Here is a 19,867-nt window from a genome sequence, read left to right on the forward strand (position 1 = left end):
AGCATGCCCAGGATCCCCTTCGCCGCCCCCTTATGCCCACAACAGGCATTGCTGCTGAATATCAGTGCCTTTGCCCTCTGGGCCTCGGCCACCCTGCTGTTCAAGCTGCTCACGCACTTGCCGGTATGGGAGGTATTTGCCTACCGGGTGATCGGCTCGCTGGGCTGGTGCATGCTCTTTCTCGCCCTCGGCGGCGTACTGGGCCAGGCCTGGCAGATCCTGCGTTCGCCCCGTCAGTTGGGCCTGTTGCTGCTCAGTAGCGGCTTGATCGCCTGCAATTGGTTTCTGGTGATCTGGGCCGTAGCCAACGATCGCCTACTCGACGCCAGCCTCGGTTACTACCTATCGCCGCTGCTCAGCGTATTGCTGGCCCATTGGCTGTTCCGCGAAGCCAGCGGCCGCCGCGAGTGGCTCGCCAGCGCCCTGTGCCTGGCCGGGGTGATGCTGATAATGGCGGGTGAACAGAACCTGCAGATTCCCTGGATCGGCCTGACCATTGCCGCCACTTTCGCGCTCTACAGCGCGGTAAAGAAACGCTCGACTGTGTCGCCGCTGCTTGGCCTGGGGCTGGAGACCACGCTGGCCGCCATCCCCGCCAGCGCCTTGCTGCTTTATGGCAGCTTCAATGCCGGCGCTGCGGTCAGCTATAGCCGCCTGGATTGGGTAATGCTGCTTGTCCTCGGACTGATAACCACCTTGCCCATGTGGCTGTATATCGCCTCGGCAAAAATCCTGTCGCTGACCACGCTGGGCTTCCTTCAATACCTCAACCCGACCCTGATGTTTCTGCTCGCTGTACTGCTCTTCGGCGAAACCGTCAGCGCACTCAAACTGACAGGATTCAGCCTGATTTGGTGTGCCCTGCTCGGCCTGCTGTTGAGCAGAGCCCTGAGCACTTGGCAGCACAAGCCGCAAGCTCTGCCACAAACCACCCGTGTTGTCTGACTCGCCCAAAGGAGACGGTATGAACCAGCAAACCGCCCCCACGCCCCCACTGGTCGCCTCCAGCGATTGGAACCGCTTTCCGCTGCCCGCCTCGTTTCGCGGCTGTGTGGATCACACCCCCTGCCTACTGGAAGATGAAAACGGCAGCCAGGCCTGGAAGCGCTATATCGAGCAACTGGCGCAGACACCCTTCGGCGATCTCTGCTTGGGCCGGCTGCATGCCGACGAACCCGTGCTGGATGCGGCCCTGGCTGAGCTGCGCGCCTGCGCTCCGCAACTGCGCCCCTGGCTGGACGCGCAACAGCCCGCCGACATTGACCCCCTAACCCGACTAATCTCGCGGCATCCGCAGTGCGGTATCCAGCTACGCGTGCAACTCGGCGGGCACACCTGCGAACAGATTGGCGAACAACTGATCGCACTGATTGAGGTGGTCGAAGCACTACGGGGCGCGCCGCTGTGCCTGGTGCTGCAGGACGCGCCTGGCGCCTCGCCCGCACAATTGCAGGCCTGCATCGAGTTCGCCCAGCATTTTGCCATCGAACGCATCACCCTCTGCGACCAGCAGGCGCGCCTGACACCGTTAGGCGTGCGCAACCTGCTGACCCACCTGCTTGAGCAGTTTCCAGAATTGCCAAGCAGCGGCCCGGCCCTGGCATTCAAGGGCAACGACAGACACGGTTTCGCCCTGGCTAATAGCATGTCGGCGATCGCCAATGGCATACACTTCGTGCATGGCGCGATTCTGGGACGAGCAACCCAGGAAAGCCCACTGGCGCTCAATCAGCTGCTGAGCAACTATGCCATCCCCCAGGCGCAGCAAGCCAACCACTATGCCGAGCTTATTGGCCAGCTTACCGGTCTGCCCATCGAGAGTAGCCCGCCGCAGCCTAGTCAAGCGTTCGACAGACTCATCCCGCTTAATCAACAGCGTTTGCACACAGCGGAAGGCTCAGCCAGGCCAAGTGGTAGCCGCAACGAGACACCACGCTTTATCTTCAAAGTCAGCGCCGACGACTGGCATGTGCAGCTGCTGATCGAAGTAGGCAATCAACAGCTCGACCTCGGCGAACGTGTACACCACTACGTTTTACTGCTGTTAGCCCGCGAGTTCTGCCAGCAACTGCAGGCACGCCAAACCGCCAGTAGCCCTGCAACGACAGACCCGATGAGCCTCGGCTGGATCGAGCGCGAGCACCTGCACAAGATGATCGGCGACAGCCAGGCACAGCTCAACGTCAAGGTTTTCCGCGCTATCAAGCAAATCAACTGCGCTTTCAGCAGTGTCGGACTACCGAGCTACAAGCCCGTTCTTACCAGGGTCGGCAGCATTCGCTTCGCCTGCCCGGATTTCACTATTTACAAAGAATCCAGCCTTGAGCAGGACGTGCGCGGCTGGGCCCAGCATGTTGCTGAGCCAGTCACAGCTAGTACCAGCCTGCCCACGTCTGCCCATTCACCTACAACACAACCATAAGAAGGAGACACCATGCACAAGACACTGCGCGCCACCCTAGTACTCTTAGCCGTTGGCCTGGGTAGCCACTCGCTGGCCCAAGCCAAACCGCTACAGGCCAACCCACCACTGCTGGAACAACTGGCCAACCTGACATTCGTCAGTTCCAGCCTGATCAAGCAAAGCGCTTATTTCGAAGCCAATCAGGTGGTGCGCCGTTTCTTCCTGTGCATTCCGGAAGCCTCCAATCACAAGCTCGAACCTGGCGTGTTGGAGAACGTGGAGAAGTGCTTTAACGAAACCGTCGACGACAACATCCATATCAATATCGGCGGCAATCTCTCCGACGGCCGAGCTGCGGCCCTGGCCATCGCCACTCAGGGCCTGGCGAGCATTCGCGATAGCGCATCGTTTTCCCTGAGCGCGCCCTATATGAGCCAATACCAAGGCGGCCGCCTGGCTGGCACCGGCACCATCGAGTTGAACTTCAATGTCATGGTGCATCAGAACATCACCGCAGTTTCCGGTGATCCCAAGCCGTTCGACCCAACCCCCGGCCCACAACTGTTCGTCAGCAACAACACCCTAGGACTGAAAGCTGTGCGACCCGGTGTTTGGCGCATCACCCTGCTCAAGGTCAACCCGCTGCTGACCCAGTTAAGCCCGAACATCCAGTTCAAAGACCCCTTCCCGCACTACCCCATCGACCGCCCTTAACCCCGCAATAGCGTCATCGGGAACAATCCGGCAACTGCCCAATAAGACAGCTGCCGGATCGCCAATCACACTTCTACAGTCCCCTCCCAAGCACAGTCGCTCCGGGAGAAACACCGATGCACGCATCTACGCAAACCGACAACGCGCGGGATTTCCGCCTGATTGTCGATCCACATCTGAGCCAGTTAACCGCCTGCTTGGAACTGCGCGAGGCGGTTTTCGCTCGTGAATTGCGTTGGGTAGCGACTAGCGTTGACGGCCAGGAGCGCGATGTATTCGACCCGTTCAGCGTGCATGTGGCAGTCATCCATCGCTGGCGGCCAGCCGGTTACCTACGTATTACGCCTTACGGCTCACCCTGGATGCTCAGCGCATGCTTCGACTTTCTGCTCGAACCAGGGATATCTGAGCGTTTCGAACCCGACAGCCTGGAAGTTTCGCGCCTGGCGGTCGAACGCCAATACCGAGGGCACAAACAGCTGGGCGCGTTTGGCGTCTTCGATCTGCTGATCAAAGGCATAATTGAGCACTCGTTAAACACTGCGACGCGCTATTGGTACGTGGTGGTCGCCGAACCCATCCATCGTTTATTGCTGAGCAAGGGCCTACCCTGCGAACGCCTCGGCCCATTGGTGCAGATGCCCGATGGTGTACAGACCCTGGCGGTGCGCATCGACCTGACAGCCTTTCTCGCAGTGGCTCCGCAGTTCTTCACCCGCGAACTGGATCGCCCGGTGTTGGCGAAGGCCCTGGCCATCTAAACTGCTGCGGCCTCACACAACCCGTCGCAGACTAAACCGCGATCACGCCAAAATGAATGGCCTTGGCAATCGCCTGAGAGCGGTTGAGCACGTCTAACTTGCGGAAGATATTGCCGAAATGGAATTTCACCGTCCGCTCGGAAATGCTCAGGATATTGGAAATGTCCCAGGTGCTCTTGCCTTCTTTGGCCCAGTGCAGCACCTCTATCTCGCGTTGTGAGATCTCCGGCGCCATCAGACTGTGACGATTCAAACTACCCTGCCGATTGAATATCTCGTGCAGGTGCGGGGCCAGATAATCTAGGGCATCGACATAATCCTGCGCTTGCTCACGCTCCGGCAGTGTCATGGAGATCAGCGTAGTACTGGTACGCGAGCGACCACTGACGCAGCAGGCGATGCCATTGTTGCCAACAAACTGCCGTGACAGATGGAGAAACTCCTTGCTCGGCGCTTCGTTGGCATAACCCGCCCCCCAGGAAAATGCATGGGTTTCGTGCTCGGCAAGCTTGAGGACCGGATCTTGCAGATGAAAGGATTTGCGAAAGTAGATGTCGACCCACTCACTGCTATAGCCATAGTTGAGCAGTCGTCGGCTGGCCTGGGGGTCGAGCGTGGCGAAGTTGTCGAGACAGATGACCAGAGACGTGAACGGGATGATGCTCTTGGCAAGCTCGATAACGTAATCGACCTCTTCTTTGTCGCTACTGGACTTGATGCAGCACTGTGCTAGTTCGAGCAGTTTTACCAGGTCGCTACGCGAATGAAACATGCTAACCATGACGCATTTGCCTCCCTGCTATCCAATCGATATTCGCTGTTCATCGAAAAAATAAGCCGACATGCCGCACCCGAAGGCTGCGCAAATTCGCCGAACGAGCCGATGCTAGCGCAGGATTGTCTCCAGGCTCAATAATTTCGTATCGATCACTAATAAATAATTCGCAAACAACTGGCACGCACCACCCTTTAGCCGAATAGCGGGCAGCACACCTGGTGAACGCCCTCAAATGGGGCGCTCGTATCAGCTAGAAAAATAAGACCGTGATTACCCGAAGGGCGATTATGACTTTTCAGCGGGCACGCGCGGCGCGTAGGCGAATACATCCGCGCGCATCTGGTGGGCGTCCATGCCCGCCTCGACCAATGCATCCAAGGTGGCGTAGACCATCGCCGGTGAGCCGCTGGCGTAGACATGCAGCGCCTTAAGGTCAGGAAAATCTTCGCGCACCGCTTCGTGCAGCAGGCCGCAACGGCCCTGCCAGCCGCACTGGTCGCTGACCACCTGATGCAGCAACAGGTTGGGCACCTGCTGCCACTGCGCCCAATGCTCCAGCTCGTAGAAATCTTCCGGACGACGCGCGCCCCAGTACAGGTGCACCGGGTGGGCGAAACCAGCAGCGCGGCAGTGTTCGATCAGGCTGTGCATCTGCGCCATACCGGTACCGGCGGCGATCAGCACCAGCGGCCCATTCGGCAGCTCGGCCAGATGGGTATCACCGAAGGGCACTTTCACTCGCGCCAGGCCGGCACGGCGCAACTGGGCAATCAGCTCGACAGTGGCCTCATCGCGGGCCAGCACGTGCAGCTCCAGCTCGCGTCCGCGATGCGGCGCCGAGGCCAGGGAGAACGCCGCGTAATCGTCACCATCACGCTGCAGCAGCAGGTATTGTCCGGCGTGGTAACGCGGCGCCTTGCCGGCCGGTGCCTGCAGGCGCAGACGAAACACATCACCGCCCAGCTCATCACACGCAGCAACCTGGCAAGCCAGCTCACGCACCGGCAGCTCGCCCGGCGCGAGCACGCCATCCCAGTGCAGCACGCAGTCTTGCAGCGGCTCGGCCAGACAGGTGAATAGCTCACCGTGAGTCAGCTCAACCCCACCCTGCTGCACACGCCCTTCAACCAGCAGCGCCGCACAGATATGACAATTGCCATTGCGGCAGCTCTGCGGACAGTCGTAACCCAGCCGCCGCGCCGCATCGAGAATGCGTTCGCGGGGCTGCACGTCCAGTACGGCACCTGACGGGTTCAGGGTGACTTTCATCAATCAATTCCCAGCTCAGACCACAGCGCATCGACGCGCTGTTTGACCGCTTCATCCTGAACGATAGCCCGGCCCCACTCGCGGTTGGTTTCCCCAGGCCATTTATGGGTGGCATCCAGCCCCATCTTCGAGCCGAGGCCGGAGATCGGCGAGGCAAAGTCGAGGTAGTCGATCGGCGTGTTGTCGATCATCACCGTGTCACGCTTGGGGTCCATGCGCGTGGTAATCGCCCAGATCACGTCGTTCCAGTCCCGTGCGTTGATATCGTCGTCAGTGACGATAACGAACTTGGTGTACATGAACTGTCGCAGGAACGACCACACACCGAGCATTACGCGCTTGGCGTGGCCGGGGTACTGCTTCTTGATGGTCACCACCGCCATGCGATACGAGCAGCCTTCCGGCGGCAGGTAGAAATCGATGATCTCAGGGAACTGCTTCTGCAGGATCGGCACGAACACTTCATTCAGCGCCACGCCGAGGATCGCCGGCTCATCTGGCGGCCGACCGGTGTAGGTGCTGTGATAGATCGGCTTTTGTCGACGGGTGATGCGCTCAACGGTGAACACCGGGAAGCTATCGACTTCGTTGTAATAGCCGGTGTGATCGCCGTAAGGGCCTTCTGGGGCCATCTCGCCGGGGTGAATCACCCCTTCGAGGACGATTTCAGCGCTAGCCGGTACCTGCAGATCACTGCCACGCGCCTTGATCAGCTCGGTACGGTGGCCGCGCAGCAGACCAGCAAAGGCATATTCCGAAAGGCTATCCGGCACCGGCGTTACCGCACCCAGAATGGTCGCCGGATCGGCGCCAAGCGCCACTGCAACAGGGTATGGACGGCCGGGGTATTTTTCGCACCAATCGCGGAAGTCCAAAGCGCCGCCACGGTGGCTGAGCCAGCGCATGATCACCTTGTTACGACCAATCACCTGCTGACGATAAATACCGAGGTTCTGTCGTTCCTTGTTCGGCCCTTTGGTGATGGTCAGACCCCAAGTGATCAGCGGGCCGACATCGCCCGGCCAGCAGGTCTGCACGGGCAGCTTGCCGAGGTCGACATCGTCGCCCTCCTCAATCACTTCCTGGCACGGTGCGTCCTTCAGCACCTTGGGTGCCATGGACAGCACTTTTTTGTAAATCGGCAGCTTGTTCCAGGCATCCTTCAGGCCTTTCGGCGGCTCGGGTTCTTTCAGGAACGCCAGCAGCTTGCCGATTTCGCGCAACTCGCTGACTTCTTCTGCGCCCATGCCCAAGGCTACGCGCTTGGGCGTGCCGAACAAGTTGCCGAGCACCGGTATATCGAAACCCGTGGGGTTTTCGAACAACAGCGCCGGCCCGCCCTTGCGCAGGGTGCGGTCGCAGATTTCAGTCATCTCCAGCACTGGAGAAACTGGCGCCTGGATGCGCTTGAGTTCACCGCGCTCTTCCAGACCGCGGATAAAGTCGCGCAGGTCACGATATTGCATGCAGATGCCTCGTTTCGGGCCGGACATTAAGGGCGCAAAGTTTAGCGCCGAACTGGGTCTTTCAGAAGGGACAGCCAGTACCCAGACACACAAAAGCCGGGCTGACCCGGCTTTTGTTGTAAGGCTAGGGAGCGCCTTACTTGCGTTTCATCGACTGGAAGAACTCTTCGTTCGTCTTGGTCGCTTTCAGCTTGTCGGTGAGGAACTCGATGGCGGCAATTTCATCCATCGGATGCAGCAGCTTGCGCAGAATCCACATGCGCTGCAGTTCGTCATCGGCGGTCAACAGCTCTTCGCGACGGGTGCCGGCACGGTTGATGTTGATGGCTGGGAACACACGCTTCTCGGCGATACGACGGTCCAGCGGCAGCTCCATGTTGCCGGTGCCTTTGAACTCTTCGTAGATCACTTCATCCATCTTCGAGCCGGTTTCCACCAGCGCGGTAGCGATGATGGTCAGCGAACCGCCTTCTTCGATGTTCCGCGCGGCGCCGAAGAAGCGTTTCGGCTTCTCCAAAGCGTGGGCGTCGACACCACCGGTGAGCACCTTGCCGGAGCTTGGGATCACGGTGTTGTAGGCACGCGCCAGACGGGTGATGGAGTCGAGCAGGATGACCACATCCTTTTTGTGCTCAACCAGGCGCTTGGCCTTCTCGATCACCATTTCGGCAACCTGCACGTGGCGGGTTGGCGGCTCATCAAAGGTCGAAGCAACCACTTCGCCGCGCACGGTGCGCTGCATCTCGGTCACTTCTTCCGGGCGCTCGTCGATCAGCAGAACGATCAGGTGGCACTCGGGGTTGTTGCGCGCGATGTTTGCGGCGATGTTCTGCAGCATGATGGTCTTACCGGCTTTCGGCGGTGCAACGATCAGGCCGCGCTGGCCTTTGCCGATGGGGGCACAGAGGTCGATCACCCGGCCGGTGATGTCCTCGGTGGAGCCGTTACCGGCTTCCATGACCAGACGCTTGTTGGGGAACAGCGGCGTCAGGTTTTCGAACAGAATCTTGTTCTTGGCGTTTTCCGGGCGGTCGTAGTTGATCGTGTCAACCTTGAGCAGCGCGAAGTAACGCTCGCCTTCTTTCGGCGGGCGAATCTTGCCGACGATGGTATCGCCGGTACGCAAGTTGAAGCGGCGGATCTGGCTCGGCGAGACGTAGATGTCATCGGGGCCAGCGAGGTACGAGGCATCCGCAGAGCGGAGAAAGCCGAAACCGTCCTGGAGAATCTCCAGCACGCCATCACCGGAGATTTCCTCACCGCTTTTAGCGTGTTTTTTCAACAGGGAGAAAATCACGTCCTGCTTGCGCGAACGGGCCATGTTTTCCAGGCCTTGTTGTTCAGCGAGTTCCAGCAGTTCGGTAATCGGCTTTTGCTTGAGTTCGGTCAGATTCATAGGAATGACGTAATCATGAAGGAGGGGAATAAGCTATTTAGCTTGGGAGGCCGCGCCGCTGAGAAGGCGACTTGATCGCCTGCTTGTATATCGAAAGATTCGAATAGGAATGCGTCGGCGACGGCTTGCAGGGGGCTGCATAGAAAATGCAGCGAGGCCGAATGTAACACCGGGTTTATTCATACGTCCAGCGCCCAGACAGAAAAAAGCCCCGCAATGTGCAGGGCTCGAGGGCTTGTTGCCGGCTCAGCGCAACTTAGATGTTGCTGTCGAGGAAGGCTGCCAGCTGCGACTTGGACAGTGCGCCCACCTTGGTGGCTTCAACATTGCCGTTCTTGAACAGCATCAGGGTCGGGATGCCACGCACGCCGAACTTCGGCGGAGTGTCCTGGTTTTCATCGATGTTCAGCTTGCAGACTTTCAGTTTGCCCTGATAGGTCTGAGCGATCTCATCGAGCACCGGGGCGATCATTTTGCACGGGCCGCACCACTCAGCCCAGTAGTCGACCAGCACCGGCCCTTCGGCCTGGAGAACATCCTGGTCGAAACTGGCATCGCTGACATTGGTGATGAATTCGCTCATGGAAAGTCTCCGAGTTCGTAAGCAAAAGATGGCCGACATCATAGCCCGGCTTTTCCCTCACAGGAAGGCGATGGCAATTGAGCTTCTCTATGGCCTGACCACAAGCCAGCCACGCAACTTCCTGCGTCACAATTTATTCAGACGGCCGGCAAACCCTGGCCAGCCACCGGACGAACCAGAGAACAGCCGGTTTGGCCGGTACCTGCGACATCAGTATGCGTTGGCGGGGCCAGCCTATCGTGGCACGATGACGCGGTTCCGCATTGAGATGGTTCTGCCATGCCGCATACCCCTGCCGAGTCTTTTCCCTTGATTGCAGCTATCGACCTGGGCTCCAACAGCTTCCATATGGTGCTGGCCAAAGCCGATCACGGCGAGATCCGCATCCTCGAACGCCTCGGCGACAAGGTCCAGTTGGCCGCCGGTATCGACGAGCAGCGCCTGCTTAGCGAAGAGGCCATGCAGCGCGGGCTCGATTGCCTGCGCCGTTTCGCCCAGCTGACCGCCAGCCTGCCGGAAGGCGCGGTGCGCGTGGTGGGCACCAATGCCCTGCGTGAGGCGCGCAATCGTGGCGAATTTATCCGCCGCGCCGAGGAAATTCTCGGCCACCCGGTTGAAGTCATCTCCGGGCGCGAAGAAGCGCGGCTGATCTACCTCGGCGTGTCGCACAGCATTGCCGACACCCCAGGCAAGCGCCTGGTCGCCGATATTGGCGGCGGCAGTACCGAATTCATCATCGGCCAGCGCTTCGAGCCGCTACTGCGTGAAAGCCTGCAGATGGGCTGTGTGAGCTTCACCCAGCGCTTCTTCAAGGATGGCAAGATCACCCCGGCGCGTTACGCCCAGGCCTACACGGCGGCGCGCCTGGAGATCATGGGTATCGAGCACGCCCTGCGCCGCCTGGGCTGGGAAGATGCGGTGGGCGCATCCGGCACCATCAAGGCCATCGGCCTGACCATTCAAGCCGCCGGCTTGGGCACGGGCGAGGTCAACGCCCAGGGCCTGGCCTGGCTCAAGCGCAAAGTCTTCAAGATCGGCGAGGTGGAAAAGCTCGACCTCGATGGCATCAAGCCGGATCGCCGGGGGATTTTCCCGGCGGGCTTGGCGATTCTCGAAGCGATCTTCGATGCCTGTGATATCCAGCGCATGAGTCATTCCGAAGGCGCGCTGCGCGAAGGCGTGCTGTATGACCTGCTCGGCCGTCATCAGCATGAGGACGTGCGTGAACGCACCCTGAGCTCGCTGATGGAGCGCTACCACGTCGATCTGGAGCAGGCCGCACGGGTCGAGAGCAAGGCGCTCGCGGCGCTGGAGAAAGTCGCTCAGGATTGGCAGCTGGAAGACGACTGGCACCGCGAGCTGCTCAGCTGGGCGGCCAAGGTGCACGAAGTGGGCCTGGACATCGCCCACTACCAGTACCACAAGCACGGCGCTTACCTGGTTGAGCACTCGGACCTGTCCGGGTTCTCGCGTCAGGATCAGCAGATGCTCGCCCTACTGGTGCGCGGCCATCGACGCAATATTCCCAAGGACAAGTTTGCCGAGTTCGGCGCCGAAGGCATCAAGTTGATCCGCCTCTGTGTGCTGCTGCGCTTTGCCATCCTGTTCCACCACATCCGTGGTACTCAGGAAATGCCCAACGTTCAGCTCAAGGCCGCCGAGCAACGCCTGGAGATTCAGTTCCCTGAAGGCTGGCTGCAGAGCAACCCGCTAACCCAGGCAGATTTCACCCAGGAAGCGGAGTGGCTCAAGCGTATCGGTATCGAACTGAGCGTGAGCTGAAGCTCACGTCCCTCCCCCATACTGGTAGAGGGCAATTCAGCGAGATGTCAGCAGCCCGGCTTAGCGGGCGCTGATCAGCGGTGCGGTGAGCTTCTCCAGCAGGCCAGCCTGCGCGCTGCGCGGGTTCTGGTTGCCGCTTGGGCTGACACGCAGATAACGCCCGTCCGGCTGCAGCACCCAGGCCTGGGTGTTGTCAGTGAGGTAGCTTTCCAGCTCCTTCTTGACCCGCAGAATCAGCTTCTTGCCTTCCACCGGGAAGCAGGTCTCGACCCGCTTGTCGAGGTTGCGCTCCATCCAGTCGGCACTCGACAGGTAGATTTTCTCCTCGCCGCCATTGGAGAAATAGAACACCCGCGTGTGTTCGAGGAAGCGGCCAATGATCGAGCGCACCTGAATATTGTGCGAGACGCCGGCAATGCCCGGACGCAGGCAGCACATGCCACGCACCACCAGGTCGATCTTCACTCCGGTCTGACTGGCCTTGTACAGCGCGCGGATGATCTTCGGATCGGTCAGCGAGTTGAACTTGGCGATGATATGCGCCGGTTTGCCCTCAGCCGCCAGCGCGGTTTCGCGGGCAATCATGTCGAGCAGGGTCTTCTTCAGGGTGAACGGCGCATGCAGCAGCTTTTTCATGCGCAGGGTCTTGCCCATGCCGATCAGCTGACTGAACAGCTTGGACACGTCCTCACACAGCGCCACATCGGCGGTCAGCAGGCTGTAGTCGGTGTACAGCTTGGCGTTGCCGGCGTGGTAGTTGCCGGTGCCGAGGTGGGCGTAGCGGACGATCTCGCCGTTCTCACGACGCAGAATCAGCATCATCTTGGCGTGGGTCTTGAAACCCACCACGCCGTAGATCACCACCGCGCCGGCGGCCTGCAGGCGACTGGCCAGTTGCAGGTTGGACTCTTCATCGAAGCGCGCACGCAGCTCGATCACTGCGGTGACTTCCTTGCCGTTACGCGCAGCCTCGACCAGCGCATCAACGATCTCCGAGTTGGCCCCGGAGCGGTACAGGGTCTGCTTGATGGCCAGAACGTGCGGGTCTTTTGCCGCCTGGCGCAGCAGGTCAACCACCGGGGTGAACGACTCGAAGGGGTGCAGCAGCAGGATGTCCTGCTTGCTGACCACGCTGAAAATGTTCTCGGCGTTCTGCAACAGCTTGGGGATTACCGGGGTGAAGGGCGTGTACTGCAGCTCCGGATGGCTTTCCAGACCCGTGATGCTGAACAGCCGGGTCAGGTTGACCGGGCCATTGACCCGGTACAACTCGGCCTCGGTCAGGCTGAACTGCTTGAGCAGGTAATCGAGCAGCGGCCGTGGGCAGGTGTCGACCACTTCCAGGCGCACCGCATCGCCGTAACGGCGGCTGAACAGCTCGCCACGCAGGGCGCGGGCCAGGTCTTCGACGTCCTCGGTGTCCACCGACAGATCGGCGTTACGGGTCAGGCGGAACTGGTAGCAGCCCTTGACCTTCATGCCCTGAAACAGGTCATCGGCATGGGCGTGAATCATCGACGAGAGAAACACATAGTTGTCGCCAGGGCCGCCGACATCCTCCGGCACCTTGATGATCCGTGGCAGCAGACGCGGCGCCGGGATGATCGCCAGACCGGAGTCGCGGCCGAAGGCGTCGATGCCTTCCAGCTCGACGATAAAGTTCAGGCTCTTGTTCACCAGCAACGGGAACGGGTGCGTCGGGTCGAGGCCGATCGGAGTGATGATCGGCGCGATTTCGTCGCGGAAATAGCGGCGTACCCAGGCCTTGTGCTTGGCCGTCCAGAAGCGCCGACGGATAAAGTTGATGTTGTGCTTGGCCAGTGCCGGGAACAGGGTGTCGTTGAGGATCGCGTACTGGCGATCCACCTGCTCGTGAACCAGCTCGGCAATCCGCGCCAGCGCCTGATGCGGCTGCAGGCCATCGGCACCCGCCTGTTCGCGGGCGAAGTTGATCTGCTTCTTCAGCCCGGCCACACGAATCTCGAAGAACTCGTCGAGGTTGCTGGAGAAAATCAGCAGGAACTTCAGCCGCTCAAGCAACGGATAGGACTCATCCAGCGCCTGCTCTAGCACGCGGATATTGAATTGCAGCTGGGACAGCTCGCGGTGGATATACAGGCTGCTGTCATCCAGGTTATGGATCACCACAGGCGCTGGAGCGACCGGCGCGGGGGCTTCGATGACAGGCACTTCCACGGCTACAACCTCGTCGACGACCGGCTGGGCGTCTTGCAATTCAGGGGTACTGAGTCCTTCGGTGTTCATTACCAAGTCCTGGCGGGGCTATTGCCCCTGCTTCAGCAGTTCTGCCGCGCGCACGGCGAAATAAGTCAGGATGCCATCGGCACCCGCACGTTTGAAGGCAGTCAGTGATTCAAGAATCACCGCCTCGCCCAACCAACCATTCTGGATCGCCGCCATATGCATGGCGTACTCACCGCTGACCTGATAGACAAAGGTCGGCACCTTGAATTCCGCCTTGACCCGCCAGAGGATGTCCAGATAGGGCATGCCCGGCTTGACCATCACCATATCCGCGCCTTCGGCCAGATCGGCGGCTACTTCATGCAGCGCTTCATCGCCATTGGCCGGGTCCATCTGGTAGCTGGCCTTATTGGCCTTACCCAGATTGGCTGCCGAACCCACCGCATCGCGGAACGGGCCGTAGTAGGCGCTGGCGTATTTGGCCGAGTAGGCCATGATCCGCACATTGCTATGGTCAGCCAGTTCCAGCGCTTCGCGGATCGCCTGCACGCGGCCATCCATCATGTCCGACGGCGCGACCACCTGGGCACCGGCGTCGGCATGCGACAGTGCCTGTTTGACCAGGGCATCGACGGTGATGTCGTTCTGCACATAGCCGGATTCGTCGAGGATGCCGTCCTGGCCATGGGTGGTGAACGGATCCAGCGCCACGTCGCTGATCACGCCCAGTTCGGGGAACTTGGCGCGCAGGGCACGGATTGCACGCTGGGCGATGCCGTCCGGGTTCCAGGCCTCTTCGGCCAGCAGGGATTTCTTCTCCAGCGGCGTTACCGGGAACAGCGCCAGCGCCGGAATGCCCAGGGCCACCCAGTGCTCGGCTTCCTTGAGCAGCAGGTCGATGGACAGGCGCTCGACACCGGGCATCGAGGCAATCGCTTCGCGGCGGTTTTCGCCGTCGAGGACGAACACCGGCAGAATCAGGTCATCGACACTCAGGCGGTTTTCCCGCACCAGACGTCGGGAAAAGTCATCACGGCGGTTGCGACGCAGGCGAGTGGCGGGAAACAGGCGATTGGCGGGGGTAAAGCTCACGGCAGGCTCCGAAGCCCGTAGCAACGGGCAAGTGTGACAGTTATAAGCGGCCATTATGACCAAAGTATGACAACGCACGACAGCGCTGCGACCGCTTGCCGCAAGCCCAGCAAGCATAGCGCCGCGACCGACGCGAGGATATGCCGGAAAAGCAGGCAGGTAGCCCGAGTCGCCAGGCTTAAACGCATAACGGTGGAGCAGGCCTGCGCCTGTCCACCGTTATCGAGTCCAGCTGCGGTCTCTGCCTAAGCAGGCACGGGAGTATGTCCGCGCGGGGTCCAGAACAGCGCACCGGCACTGAGCAGGCTGTAACCGAGCAGCAGCACCCAGAGCAGCGGCTGAGCGGTCAGCAGGCCAAGCTGCAGGGCCAGCCAGACCGTGGGCAGGTTGAGCAGCAGACGCAGCATTTCCCAACGCCTGGCCGTTGGCCGGTTTTCCAGCCAGCTGCCGATGACCGTCAGCCCCACGGCCATCCAGACGATGCCCAGCAGCGCCTGCGTCAGGTTAAGTTTTTCGCCCATACCCAGCAGCACGGTGCCGGCCACCACATACAGGCTGAACTGCACACCGGCATAGAGCTTCTGCGCCAGGCTCAGCGGCACGTCGAATTTGACGAACTGGCTGAGGTCCGACTTGCTCTGCGGGTACTTGGCCGCAACATCAGCCGGGCGCCAGCCGGTACGCATAAACCAGATGCGCAGCTTGTCCCACCAGGACTCGGCCCGCACCGCGTCACGCCACAGCGCGACATAGAACTGCGCATTGGCCCACAGCGGGTTCCAGCTGGCCAACGGCGTGGTCACACCAAAGATCACCGGCTCTTCATCCAGCTCCTCCTGAAAGGTGCCGAACAAACGATCCCAGAGAATGAACACGCCACCGTAATTGCGATCCATATACACAGCATTCTGCGCATGGTGCACGCGGTGGTTGGACGGCGTGATAAAGAACCACTCGAACCAGCCCAGCTTGGGAATATGCCGCGTATGCACCCAGAACTGATAGAGCAGGTTGAGCGCCGCCACAGTGAGAAATACCAACGGCGGCACACCGATCAGCGCCATCGGCAAGTAGAAGACCCAGCCGAAGATGAAACCGGTGCTGGTCTGCCGCAACGCCGTGGAGAGGTTGTAGTCCTCGCTCTGGTGATGCACCGAGTGCGCCGCCCAGAGTACGTTGCGCTCGTGGCCCAGACGGTGGTTCCAGTAGTAGCAGAAGTCGTAGAAAACAAAGGCGAACAGCCAGACCCACAGGCTGCTCGCCGACAACTCGAACAGGCCGATGTGCTGCCAGGCCAGGGTGTAGGTGAGCAGCCCGACGGCCTTGGTCAGCAGGCCCACGGTGGTCGACAGCACCCCGGCACTGAGGCTGTTGACGGCGTCGGAGAAACGGTAAGTGCTGACCCCGCGCCAGCGGTCGAGCAGCAGCTCCAGGGCGATCAAGGCAAAGAAAAACGGTACGGCATAGAGGATGTAATTCATGGTTTCACCGGTTGCATAGAATCGCCATATCGCTGCACGAGGCTAACGGCTAGGATTGCTGAATAAATCCTAGCCCAGCGCCGCATCCGCCTCGCGGCGCACCATGCCAACCTAGGTGGCATATGACGACATCAGAGCTCAGGCTCAAAGGACATGACTCAACCCGATACGGCTGGTAATTCAGGAGAACTTGATGAACAAGAAAGTCGCGGTGATTCTTTCCGGCTGTGGCGTCTATGACGGCGCGGAAATCCATGAAAGCGTGATCACCCTGCTGCGCCTCGATCAGCGCGGCGCGCAGGTGCAGTGCTTTGCCCCCAACGTGCCGCAGCTGCATGTGGTCGACCACTACAGCGGCGACGAGACAGATGAAACGCGCAACGTTCTGGTGGAGTCGGCGCGCATTGCCCGCGGCCAGATCAAGGACGTCAAGGAGCTACATGTCGGCGACTTCGATGCGCTGATCCTGCCCGGCGGCTTCGGTGCGGCGAAAAACCTCTCCGACTTCGCCATCAGCGGCGCCAACTGCACGGTGCAGCCGGATGTGTTGGCAGCCGCCCAGGCCTTCGTCAAGGCGGGCAAACCGGTCGGCCTGATCTGCATCGCCCCGGCGCTGGCGGCGAAAATCTTCGGCCCAGGCGTGGTCTGCACCATCGGCAACGATCACGACACCGCCGCCGCACTGACCCAAATGGGCGCGGTGCATCACGAGTGCGAAGTCAGCGAAATTGTCGAAGATACTCAACGCAAGCTGGTGACCACCCCGGCCTATATGCTCGCCCAATCGATCAGTGAAGCCGCATCGGGGATCAACAAGCTGGTGGATCGGGTGCTGGAGCTTAGCCACCCGGCCTAACTCTGCGGCCTGATCAACCGACCGATAGCACGCCAATCATGCCAATGCGCGCGGCACTCCAGCCGCGCCACTGGTCACAGCGGCCCCAGTGCGGCAGGTTGATCATCCATCCGCCCAGGCACGACTCCCATGAGCAACTCCCCTTTCGAGCTGACCGCCGAGCTGCAACAAGCAGTGAGCAGCTTCTTCCAGCGCATTCCTTTCAATCAGGTACTCGGTATCGAGCTGGATGAGCTAAGCGCCCAGCGCGTAACCATGCACCTGCCGATGAAGCCCGAACTGATCGGCAATTTCGTTCACGGCATTCTGCATGGCGGGGTGATTTCCTCGCTGCTGGATGTAGCCGGCGGGGCCATGGCGCTGATCGGCGCATTCGACAAACACCAGCACCTGTCCAGTGCCGAACGCATGACGCGGCTGTCCAAACTCGGCACCATCGACCTGCGCATCGACTACCTGCGCCCAGGCCGAGGCCAGCGTTTTACTGCCAGCGCCGTGCTGCTGCGTACCGGCAACAAGGTGGCGGTGGTGCGCAGCGAACTGCACAGCGACGACGGCACCCTGGTGGCCGTCGGCACCGGCACTTATCTGTGCGGCTAATGGCTAGGCCCGCTGCAAACGGGTGAGGATACGATCCAGTGAATTGGCGAACGCCTGCTTGTCGCGCTCGCCATAGGGCGGCTGACCGCTGCCGACCTGGCCCAGTTCGCGCAACTCGGTAAACAGATTACGCACGGCCAGTTTGTCGCCCATGTTGCGCTCATCGAACTCGCGACCACGCGGATCAAGCGCGGCCACGCCCTTCTTCACCAGGCGATCGGCCAGCGGCACGTCGCTGCAGATTACCAACTCACCCGGCAGCGCATGCTCCACCAGGTAGTCATCCGCTGCATCCGGGCCACTGGGCACCACGATCAACCGCACGCAGCTGTACGCCGGCTTGATTTGCGCCTGACCCGCCACCAGCAGCACCTCGAAGCGCCGCTTCAAGGCGAACTTCACCACCTGATCCTTGGCCGCCTTGGGGCAGGCATCGGCATCAATCCAGACTCGCATCACCCGGTACTCTCCAGACGCAACAAAGCCGGCATGGTAAGCCATGCCGGCAGCCGCTGTGCGTCAAGCCTGCATCAGACGGCGACGCTCGCCCAACCAGCTATGCCCATACAGCAGCGTAATGGCCACCAGGGCCGTGGCCTGTGCCGCCAGACTGTAGGCGTCATCATGGATGCCCAGCCAGTCAAACTCGAAGAAGGCTACCGGTTGCGTGCCGAGCACCCCGGCTTCCTGCAACGCCGCTACACCGTGGCCGGCGAACACCACCGAAAGCACACAGAGCAGCACGGCATTGGCGCCGAAGAAGGTGGCCAGCGGCAGTTTGCGTGAGCCGCGCAGGATCACCCAGGCCAAGCCCAGCAGCAGCACCAGCGCCGCGGCTGCGCCGGCCAAAACCATACCGTGGCCTTGCGGGCCGGCCTGCAGCCAGAGGGTTTCATAGAACAGGATGACCTCGAACAGCTCGCGGTACACCGAGAAGAACGCCAGCACAGCAAAGCCAAATCGACCACCGCCACCGACCAGGCTGCTCTTGATGTAGTCCTGCCAGGCCGCCGCATGCCGGCGGTCATGCATCCACACCCCGAGCCAAAGCACCATCACGCTGGCAAACAGCGCAGTCACGCCTTCCAGCAGTTCACGCTGCGCGCCGCTGACGTCGATCAGATAGGCCGCCAGCGCCCAGGTGGCCACCCCGGCTAACAGTGCCAGGCCCCAGCCGATGTGCACGCTGCGCACCGCCTGCTGCTGACCAGTGTTGCGCAGGAAGGCGAGAATCGCCGCCAACACCAGAATCGCCTCCAGTCCTTCACGCAGCAGGATCAGCAGGCTGGAAAAGAAGCTCAGCGAGCTCGATAGACCATCGCCATCGAGCAAGGCGGCCGAGGTCGCCAGCTCGGCCTTGGCCTGCTCCAGCCGTTGCGCCGCCTGCGGCACCGACAAGCCATCCTGCAATGCCTGGCGGTAAGCCATCAGCGCACGCTCGGTGGTCTTGCGTTGCACCGAGTCGAGGTTATCCAGGGCGCTTTCGACCAGCTCGAAACCCTCCAGATAAGCGCCGACGGACAGGTCATAGGCCTGCTCATGATCGCCTGCCCGGTAGGCAGCCAGGCTCTGCTCCAGGGTCGCGCGAGTGTGTTCGATCAACTGCAGCGGGCCGCGCTGCTGCACCGGTGGCTGAGCCCGCTGGACGCGAAAGCGCGCAGCCGCCTCATCGCCCTGCGCTGCCGCTACTTCATCCGGGGTTGTACCGGCCAACACAGCCATCGTGAACGGCGAACCGGCGGCAACCGGCTCGGTGCTGAAGCCTGCGATATAACTGGCCAGGTCCCAGCGCTGACGCTCATCCAGCTGATCGGCAAAGGCCGCCATATCAGTGCCATCGATGCCCAGGCCGATAGTGTTGAACAGGTCATACAGGCTCAGGCGATTGAGTCGCGCCAAGTCGCGCAGGTTGGCAGGCGGCGGCTCCAGGCCGATGCCCGCCGGTCCGTCGCCGGCACCGCTGTCGCCGTGGCACACGCTGCAGTGCTGGGCAAACAGCGGCGCGCCACGGCTGGGATCGGGAGTGATGGCCGGGGTCTGGCTAACGCCATAAGCGCTGGCCAGGGTCGCGGCCAACTGCCGGGCTTGCTGCGCAACCTGGCCGCCGTCGACACGCTGTTCAATGCCCTGGCGCAGATTGGCCACGCCCTGCTCCAGTTCAGCCTGTTCGCTACGCGCTGGCAGCGCAACGATCAAACCTTGCAGTACAGTCATAAACTCCAGCTGCTCACGGTACTCACTGGAGTCGATCACCTGACCATTGGCCACGGTGGCCGGGTAATCAGCGCCCAGGTAACCGAGCAGATGCAGAGCTTGCGCTGCGCCCTCGAGGGGCTCAGCCATAACAGCCAGGCTGCAGAGTGCCAACACGGGCACCAGCAACCAGCTGCAGAAACGCAATACGGAAGTCATATAGGAGTGGATCCCAAATACGAATGGATGACATTCGATTGTTACCCTCCTAACGACTTTCCTCAACC

17 protein-coding genes are annotated in these 19,867 nt (G+C 60.9%); 7 read left to right on the plus strand and 10 right to left on the minus strand.

Going from position 1 to position 19,867, the window contains the following annotated elements:
• Nucleotides 1-3: 3 nt before the first annotated feature.
• The 4 genes from rarD (at nt 4) to ACIN8IBEIGE_RS12530 (ending at nt 3,879) form a co-directional block, all read left to right on the plus strand.
• Nucleotides 4-945, plus strand: coding sequence for an EamA family transporter RarD (rarD, locus tag ACIN8IBEIGE_RS12515; RefSeq protein WP_160014914.1), 942 nt, complete (start codon nt 4-6; stop codon nt 943-945).
• 19 nt (nt 946-964) lie between these two features.
• Nucleotides 965-2,422, plus strand: coding sequence for a hypothetical protein (locus ACIN8IBEIGE_RS12520; protein ID WP_160014915.1), 1,458 nt, complete (start codon nt 965-967; stop codon nt 2,420-2,422).
• Between the two features lie 12 nt (nt 2,423-2,434).
• Nucleotides 2,435-3,118 (plus strand): hypothetical protein, encoded by a 684-nt coding sequence (locus ACIN8IBEIGE_RS12525; protein WP_160014916.1) that lies wholly within the window; start codon nt 2,435-2,437, stop codon nt 3,116-3,118.
• A 116-nt stretch (nt 3,119-3,234) separates the two neighbouring features.
• A complete protein-coding gene (locus tag ACIN8IBEIGE_RS12530; protein WP_160014917.1) occupies nt 3,235-3,879 on the plus strand; it encodes an acyl-homoserine-lactone synthase in 645 nt (214 codons plus the stop codon).
• Between the two features lie 31 nt (nt 3,880-3,910).
• Here ACIN8IBEIGE_RS12530 and ACIN8IBEIGE_RS12535 read toward each other — a convergent pair whose 3' ends face one another.
• The 5 genes from ACIN8IBEIGE_RS12535 to trxA form a co-directional block, all read right to left on the minus strand.
• Complete coding sequence (locus tag ACIN8IBEIGE_RS12535) at nt 3,911-4,660, minus strand: LuxR family transcriptional regulator (RefSeq protein WP_160014918.1); 750 nt, start codon at nt 4,658-4,660, stop codon at nt 3,911-3,913.
• A gap of 282 nt (nt 4,661-4,942) precedes the next feature.
• Nucleotides 4,943-5,926 carry a CDP-6-deoxy-delta-3,4-glucoseen reductase gene (locus ACIN8IBEIGE_RS12540; RefSeq protein ID WP_160014919.1) on the minus strand — a complete coding sequence of 328 codons (984 nt, stop codon included), beginning with the start codon at nt 5,924-5,926 and terminating at the stop codon, nt 4,943-4,945.
• Complete coding sequence (ubiD, locus tag ACIN8IBEIGE_RS12545; protein ID WP_160014920.1) at nt 5,926-7,392, minus strand: 4-hydroxy-3-polyprenylbenzoate decarboxylase; 1,467 nt, start codon at nt 7,390-7,392, stop codon at nt 5,926-5,928. Before ubiD ends, ACIN8IBEIGE_RS12540 begins: the two co-directional genes overlap by 1 nt.
• Nucleotides 7,393-7,528: 136 nt before the next feature.
• A complete protein-coding gene (gene rho / locus ACIN8IBEIGE_RS12550) occupies nt 7,529-8,788 on the minus strand; it encodes a transcription termination factor Rho (RefSeq protein WP_160014921.1) in 1,260 nt (419 codons plus the stop codon).
• 256 nt (nt 8,789-9,044) lie between these two features.
• On the minus strand, nt 9,045-9,371 hold the full coding sequence (gene trxA / locus ACIN8IBEIGE_RS12555) for a thioredoxin TrxA (protein WP_090241426.1): 327 nt from the start codon (nt 9,369-9,371) through the stop codon (nt 9,045-9,047).
• A 279-nt stretch (nt 9,372-9,650) separates the two neighbouring features.
• Here trxA and ppx point away from each other — a divergent pair, with 279 nt between their 5' ends.
• A complete protein-coding gene (gene ppx, locus ACIN8IBEIGE_RS12560; protein ID WP_160014922.1) occupies nt 9,651-11,153 on the plus strand; it encodes an exopolyphosphatase in 1,503 nt (500 codons plus the stop codon).
• Nucleotides 11,154-11,213: 60 nt separating this feature from the next.
• On the opposite strand, the gene ppk1 is transcribed toward ppx, so the two are convergent.
• The 3 genes from ppk1 to ACIN8IBEIGE_RS12575 all read right to left on the minus strand — a co-directional run bounded on the left by ppk1 (nt 11,214) and on the right by ACIN8IBEIGE_RS12575 (nt 15,931).
• Complete coding sequence (gene ppk1 / locus ACIN8IBEIGE_RS12565) at nt 11,214-13,418, minus strand: polyphosphate kinase 1 (protein ID WP_090378017.1); 2,205 nt, start codon at nt 13,416-13,418, stop codon at nt 11,214-11,216.
• Nucleotides 13,419-13,436: 18 nt separating this feature from the next.
• On the minus strand, nt 13,437-14,450 hold the full coding sequence (gene hemB, locus ACIN8IBEIGE_RS12570; RefSeq protein ID WP_160014923.1) for a porphobilinogen synthase: 1,014 nt from the start codon (nt 14,448-14,450) through the stop codon (nt 13,437-13,439).
• Nucleotides 14,451-14,695: 245 nt separating this feature from the next.
• Complete coding sequence (locus ACIN8IBEIGE_RS12575; RefSeq protein WP_160014924.1) at nt 14,696-15,931, minus strand: sterol desaturase family protein; 1,236 nt, start codon at nt 15,929-15,931, stop codon at nt 14,696-14,698.
• 193 nt (nt 15,932-16,124) lie between these two features.
• On the opposite strand from ACIN8IBEIGE_RS12575, the gene elbB reads away from it, so the two are divergent.
• Nucleotides 16,125-16,787 (plus strand): isoprenoid biosynthesis glyoxalase ElbB, encoded by a 663-nt coding sequence (gene elbB, locus ACIN8IBEIGE_RS12580; protein WP_160014925.1) that lies wholly within the window; start codon nt 16,125-16,127, stop codon nt 16,785-16,787.
• 129 nt (nt 16,788-16,916) lie between these two features.
• Nucleotides 16,917-17,387, plus strand: a complete 471-nt coding sequence (locus tag ACIN8IBEIGE_RS12585) for a thioesterase family protein (RefSeq protein ID WP_090378029.1) — start codon at nt 16,917-16,919, stop codon at nt 17,385-17,387.
• A 3-nt stretch (nt 17,388-17,390) separates the two neighbouring features.
• Here ACIN8IBEIGE_RS12585 and ACIN8IBEIGE_RS12590 read toward each other — a convergent pair whose 3' ends face one another.
• Both ACIN8IBEIGE_RS12590 and ACIN8IBEIGE_RS12595 read right to left on the minus strand, forming a co-directional pair.
• Nucleotides 17,391-17,843 carry a YaiI/YqxD family protein gene (locus ACIN8IBEIGE_RS12590; RefSeq protein WP_160016374.1) on the minus strand — a complete coding sequence of 151 codons (453 nt, stop codon included), beginning with the start codon at nt 17,841-17,843 and terminating at the stop codon, nt 17,391-17,393.
• A gap of 63 nt (nt 17,844-17,906) precedes the next feature.
• Nucleotides 17,907-19,799, minus strand: a complete 1,893-nt coding sequence (locus tag ACIN8IBEIGE_RS12595) for a cytochrome c/FTR1 family iron permease (RefSeq protein WP_160014926.1) — start codon at nt 19,797-19,799, stop codon at nt 17,907-17,909.
• Nucleotides 19,800-19,867 lie beyond the last annotated feature (68 nt).

Origin of the sequence: Pseudomonas sp. 8BK (assembly GCF_902506475.1) — a bacterium.
Taxonomy (GTDB): domain Bacteria; phylum Pseudomonadota; class Gammaproteobacteria; order Pseudomonadales; family Pseudomonadaceae; genus Aquipseudomonas; species Aquipseudomonas anguilliseptica.

What these genes read in the sequence shown, in the direction of transcription:
- ACIN8IBEIGE_RS12520 (WP_160014915.1), top strand. Translation starts at nt 965, where the DNA reads ATGAACCAGCAAACCGCCCCCACGCCCCCACTGGTCGCCTCCAGCGAT.
- ACIN8IBEIGE_RS12540 (WP_160014919.1), bottom strand. Translation starts at nt 5,926, where the DNA reads ATGAAAGTCACCCTGAACCCGTCAGGTGCCGTACTGGACGTGCAGCCC.
- trxA (WP_090241426.1), bottom strand. Translation starts at nt 9,371, where the DNA reads ATGAGCGAATTCATCACCAATGTCAGCGATGCCAGTTTCGACCAGGAT.
- ACIN8IBEIGE_RS12585 (WP_090378029.1), top strand. Translation starts at nt 16,917, where the DNA reads ATGAGCAACTCCCCTTTCGAGCTGACCGCCGAGCTGCAACAAGCAGTG.
- ppx (WP_160014922.1), top strand. Translation starts at nt 9,651, where the DNA reads ATGCCGCATACCCCTGCCGAGTCTTTTCCCTTGATTGCAGCTATCGAC.
- ubiD (WP_160014920.1), bottom strand. Translation starts at nt 7,392, where the DNA reads ATGCAATATCGTGACCTGCGCGACTTTATCCGCGGTCTGGAAGAGCGC.
- ACIN8IBEIGE_RS12595 (WP_160014926.1), bottom strand. Translation starts at nt 19,799, where the DNA reads ATGACTTCCGTATTGCGTTTCTGCAGCTGGTTGCTGGTGCCCGTGTTG.
- ACIN8IBEIGE_RS12535 (WP_160014918.1), bottom strand. Translation starts at nt 4,660, where the DNA reads ATGGTTAGCATGTTTCATTCGCGTAGCGACCTGGTAAAACTGCTCGAA.
- ACIN8IBEIGE_RS12590 (WP_160016374.1), bottom strand. Translation starts at nt 17,843, where the DNA reads ATGCGAGTCTGGATTGATGCCGATGCCTGCCCCAAGGCGGCCAAGGAT.
- ppk1 (WP_090378017.1), bottom strand. Translation starts at nt 13,418, where the DNA reads ATGAACACCGAAGGACTCAGTACCCCTGAATTGCAAGACGCCCAGCCG.
- ACIN8IBEIGE_RS12525 (WP_160014916.1), top strand. Translation starts at nt 2,435, where the DNA reads ATGCACAAGACACTGCGCGCCACCCTAGTACTCTTAGCCGTTGGCCTG.
- ACIN8IBEIGE_RS12530 (WP_160014917.1), top strand. Translation starts at nt 3,235, where the DNA reads ATGCACGCATCTACGCAAACCGACAACGCGCGGGATTTCCGCCTGATT.
- rho (WP_160014921.1), bottom strand. Translation starts at nt 8,788, where the DNA reads ATGAATCTGACCGAACTCAAGCAAAAGCCGATTACCGAACTGCTGGAA.
- ACIN8IBEIGE_RS12575 (WP_160014924.1), bottom strand. Translation starts at nt 15,931, where the DNA reads ATGAATTACATCCTCTATGCCGTACCGTTTTTCTTTGCCTTGATCGCC.
- elbB (WP_160014925.1), top strand. Translation starts at nt 16,125, where the DNA reads ATGAACAAGAAAGTCGCGGTGATTCTTTCCGGCTGTGGCGTCTATGAC.
- rarD (WP_160014914.1), top strand. Translation starts at nt 4, where the DNA reads ATGCCCAGGATCCCCTTCGCCGCCCCCTTATGCCCACAACAGGCATTG.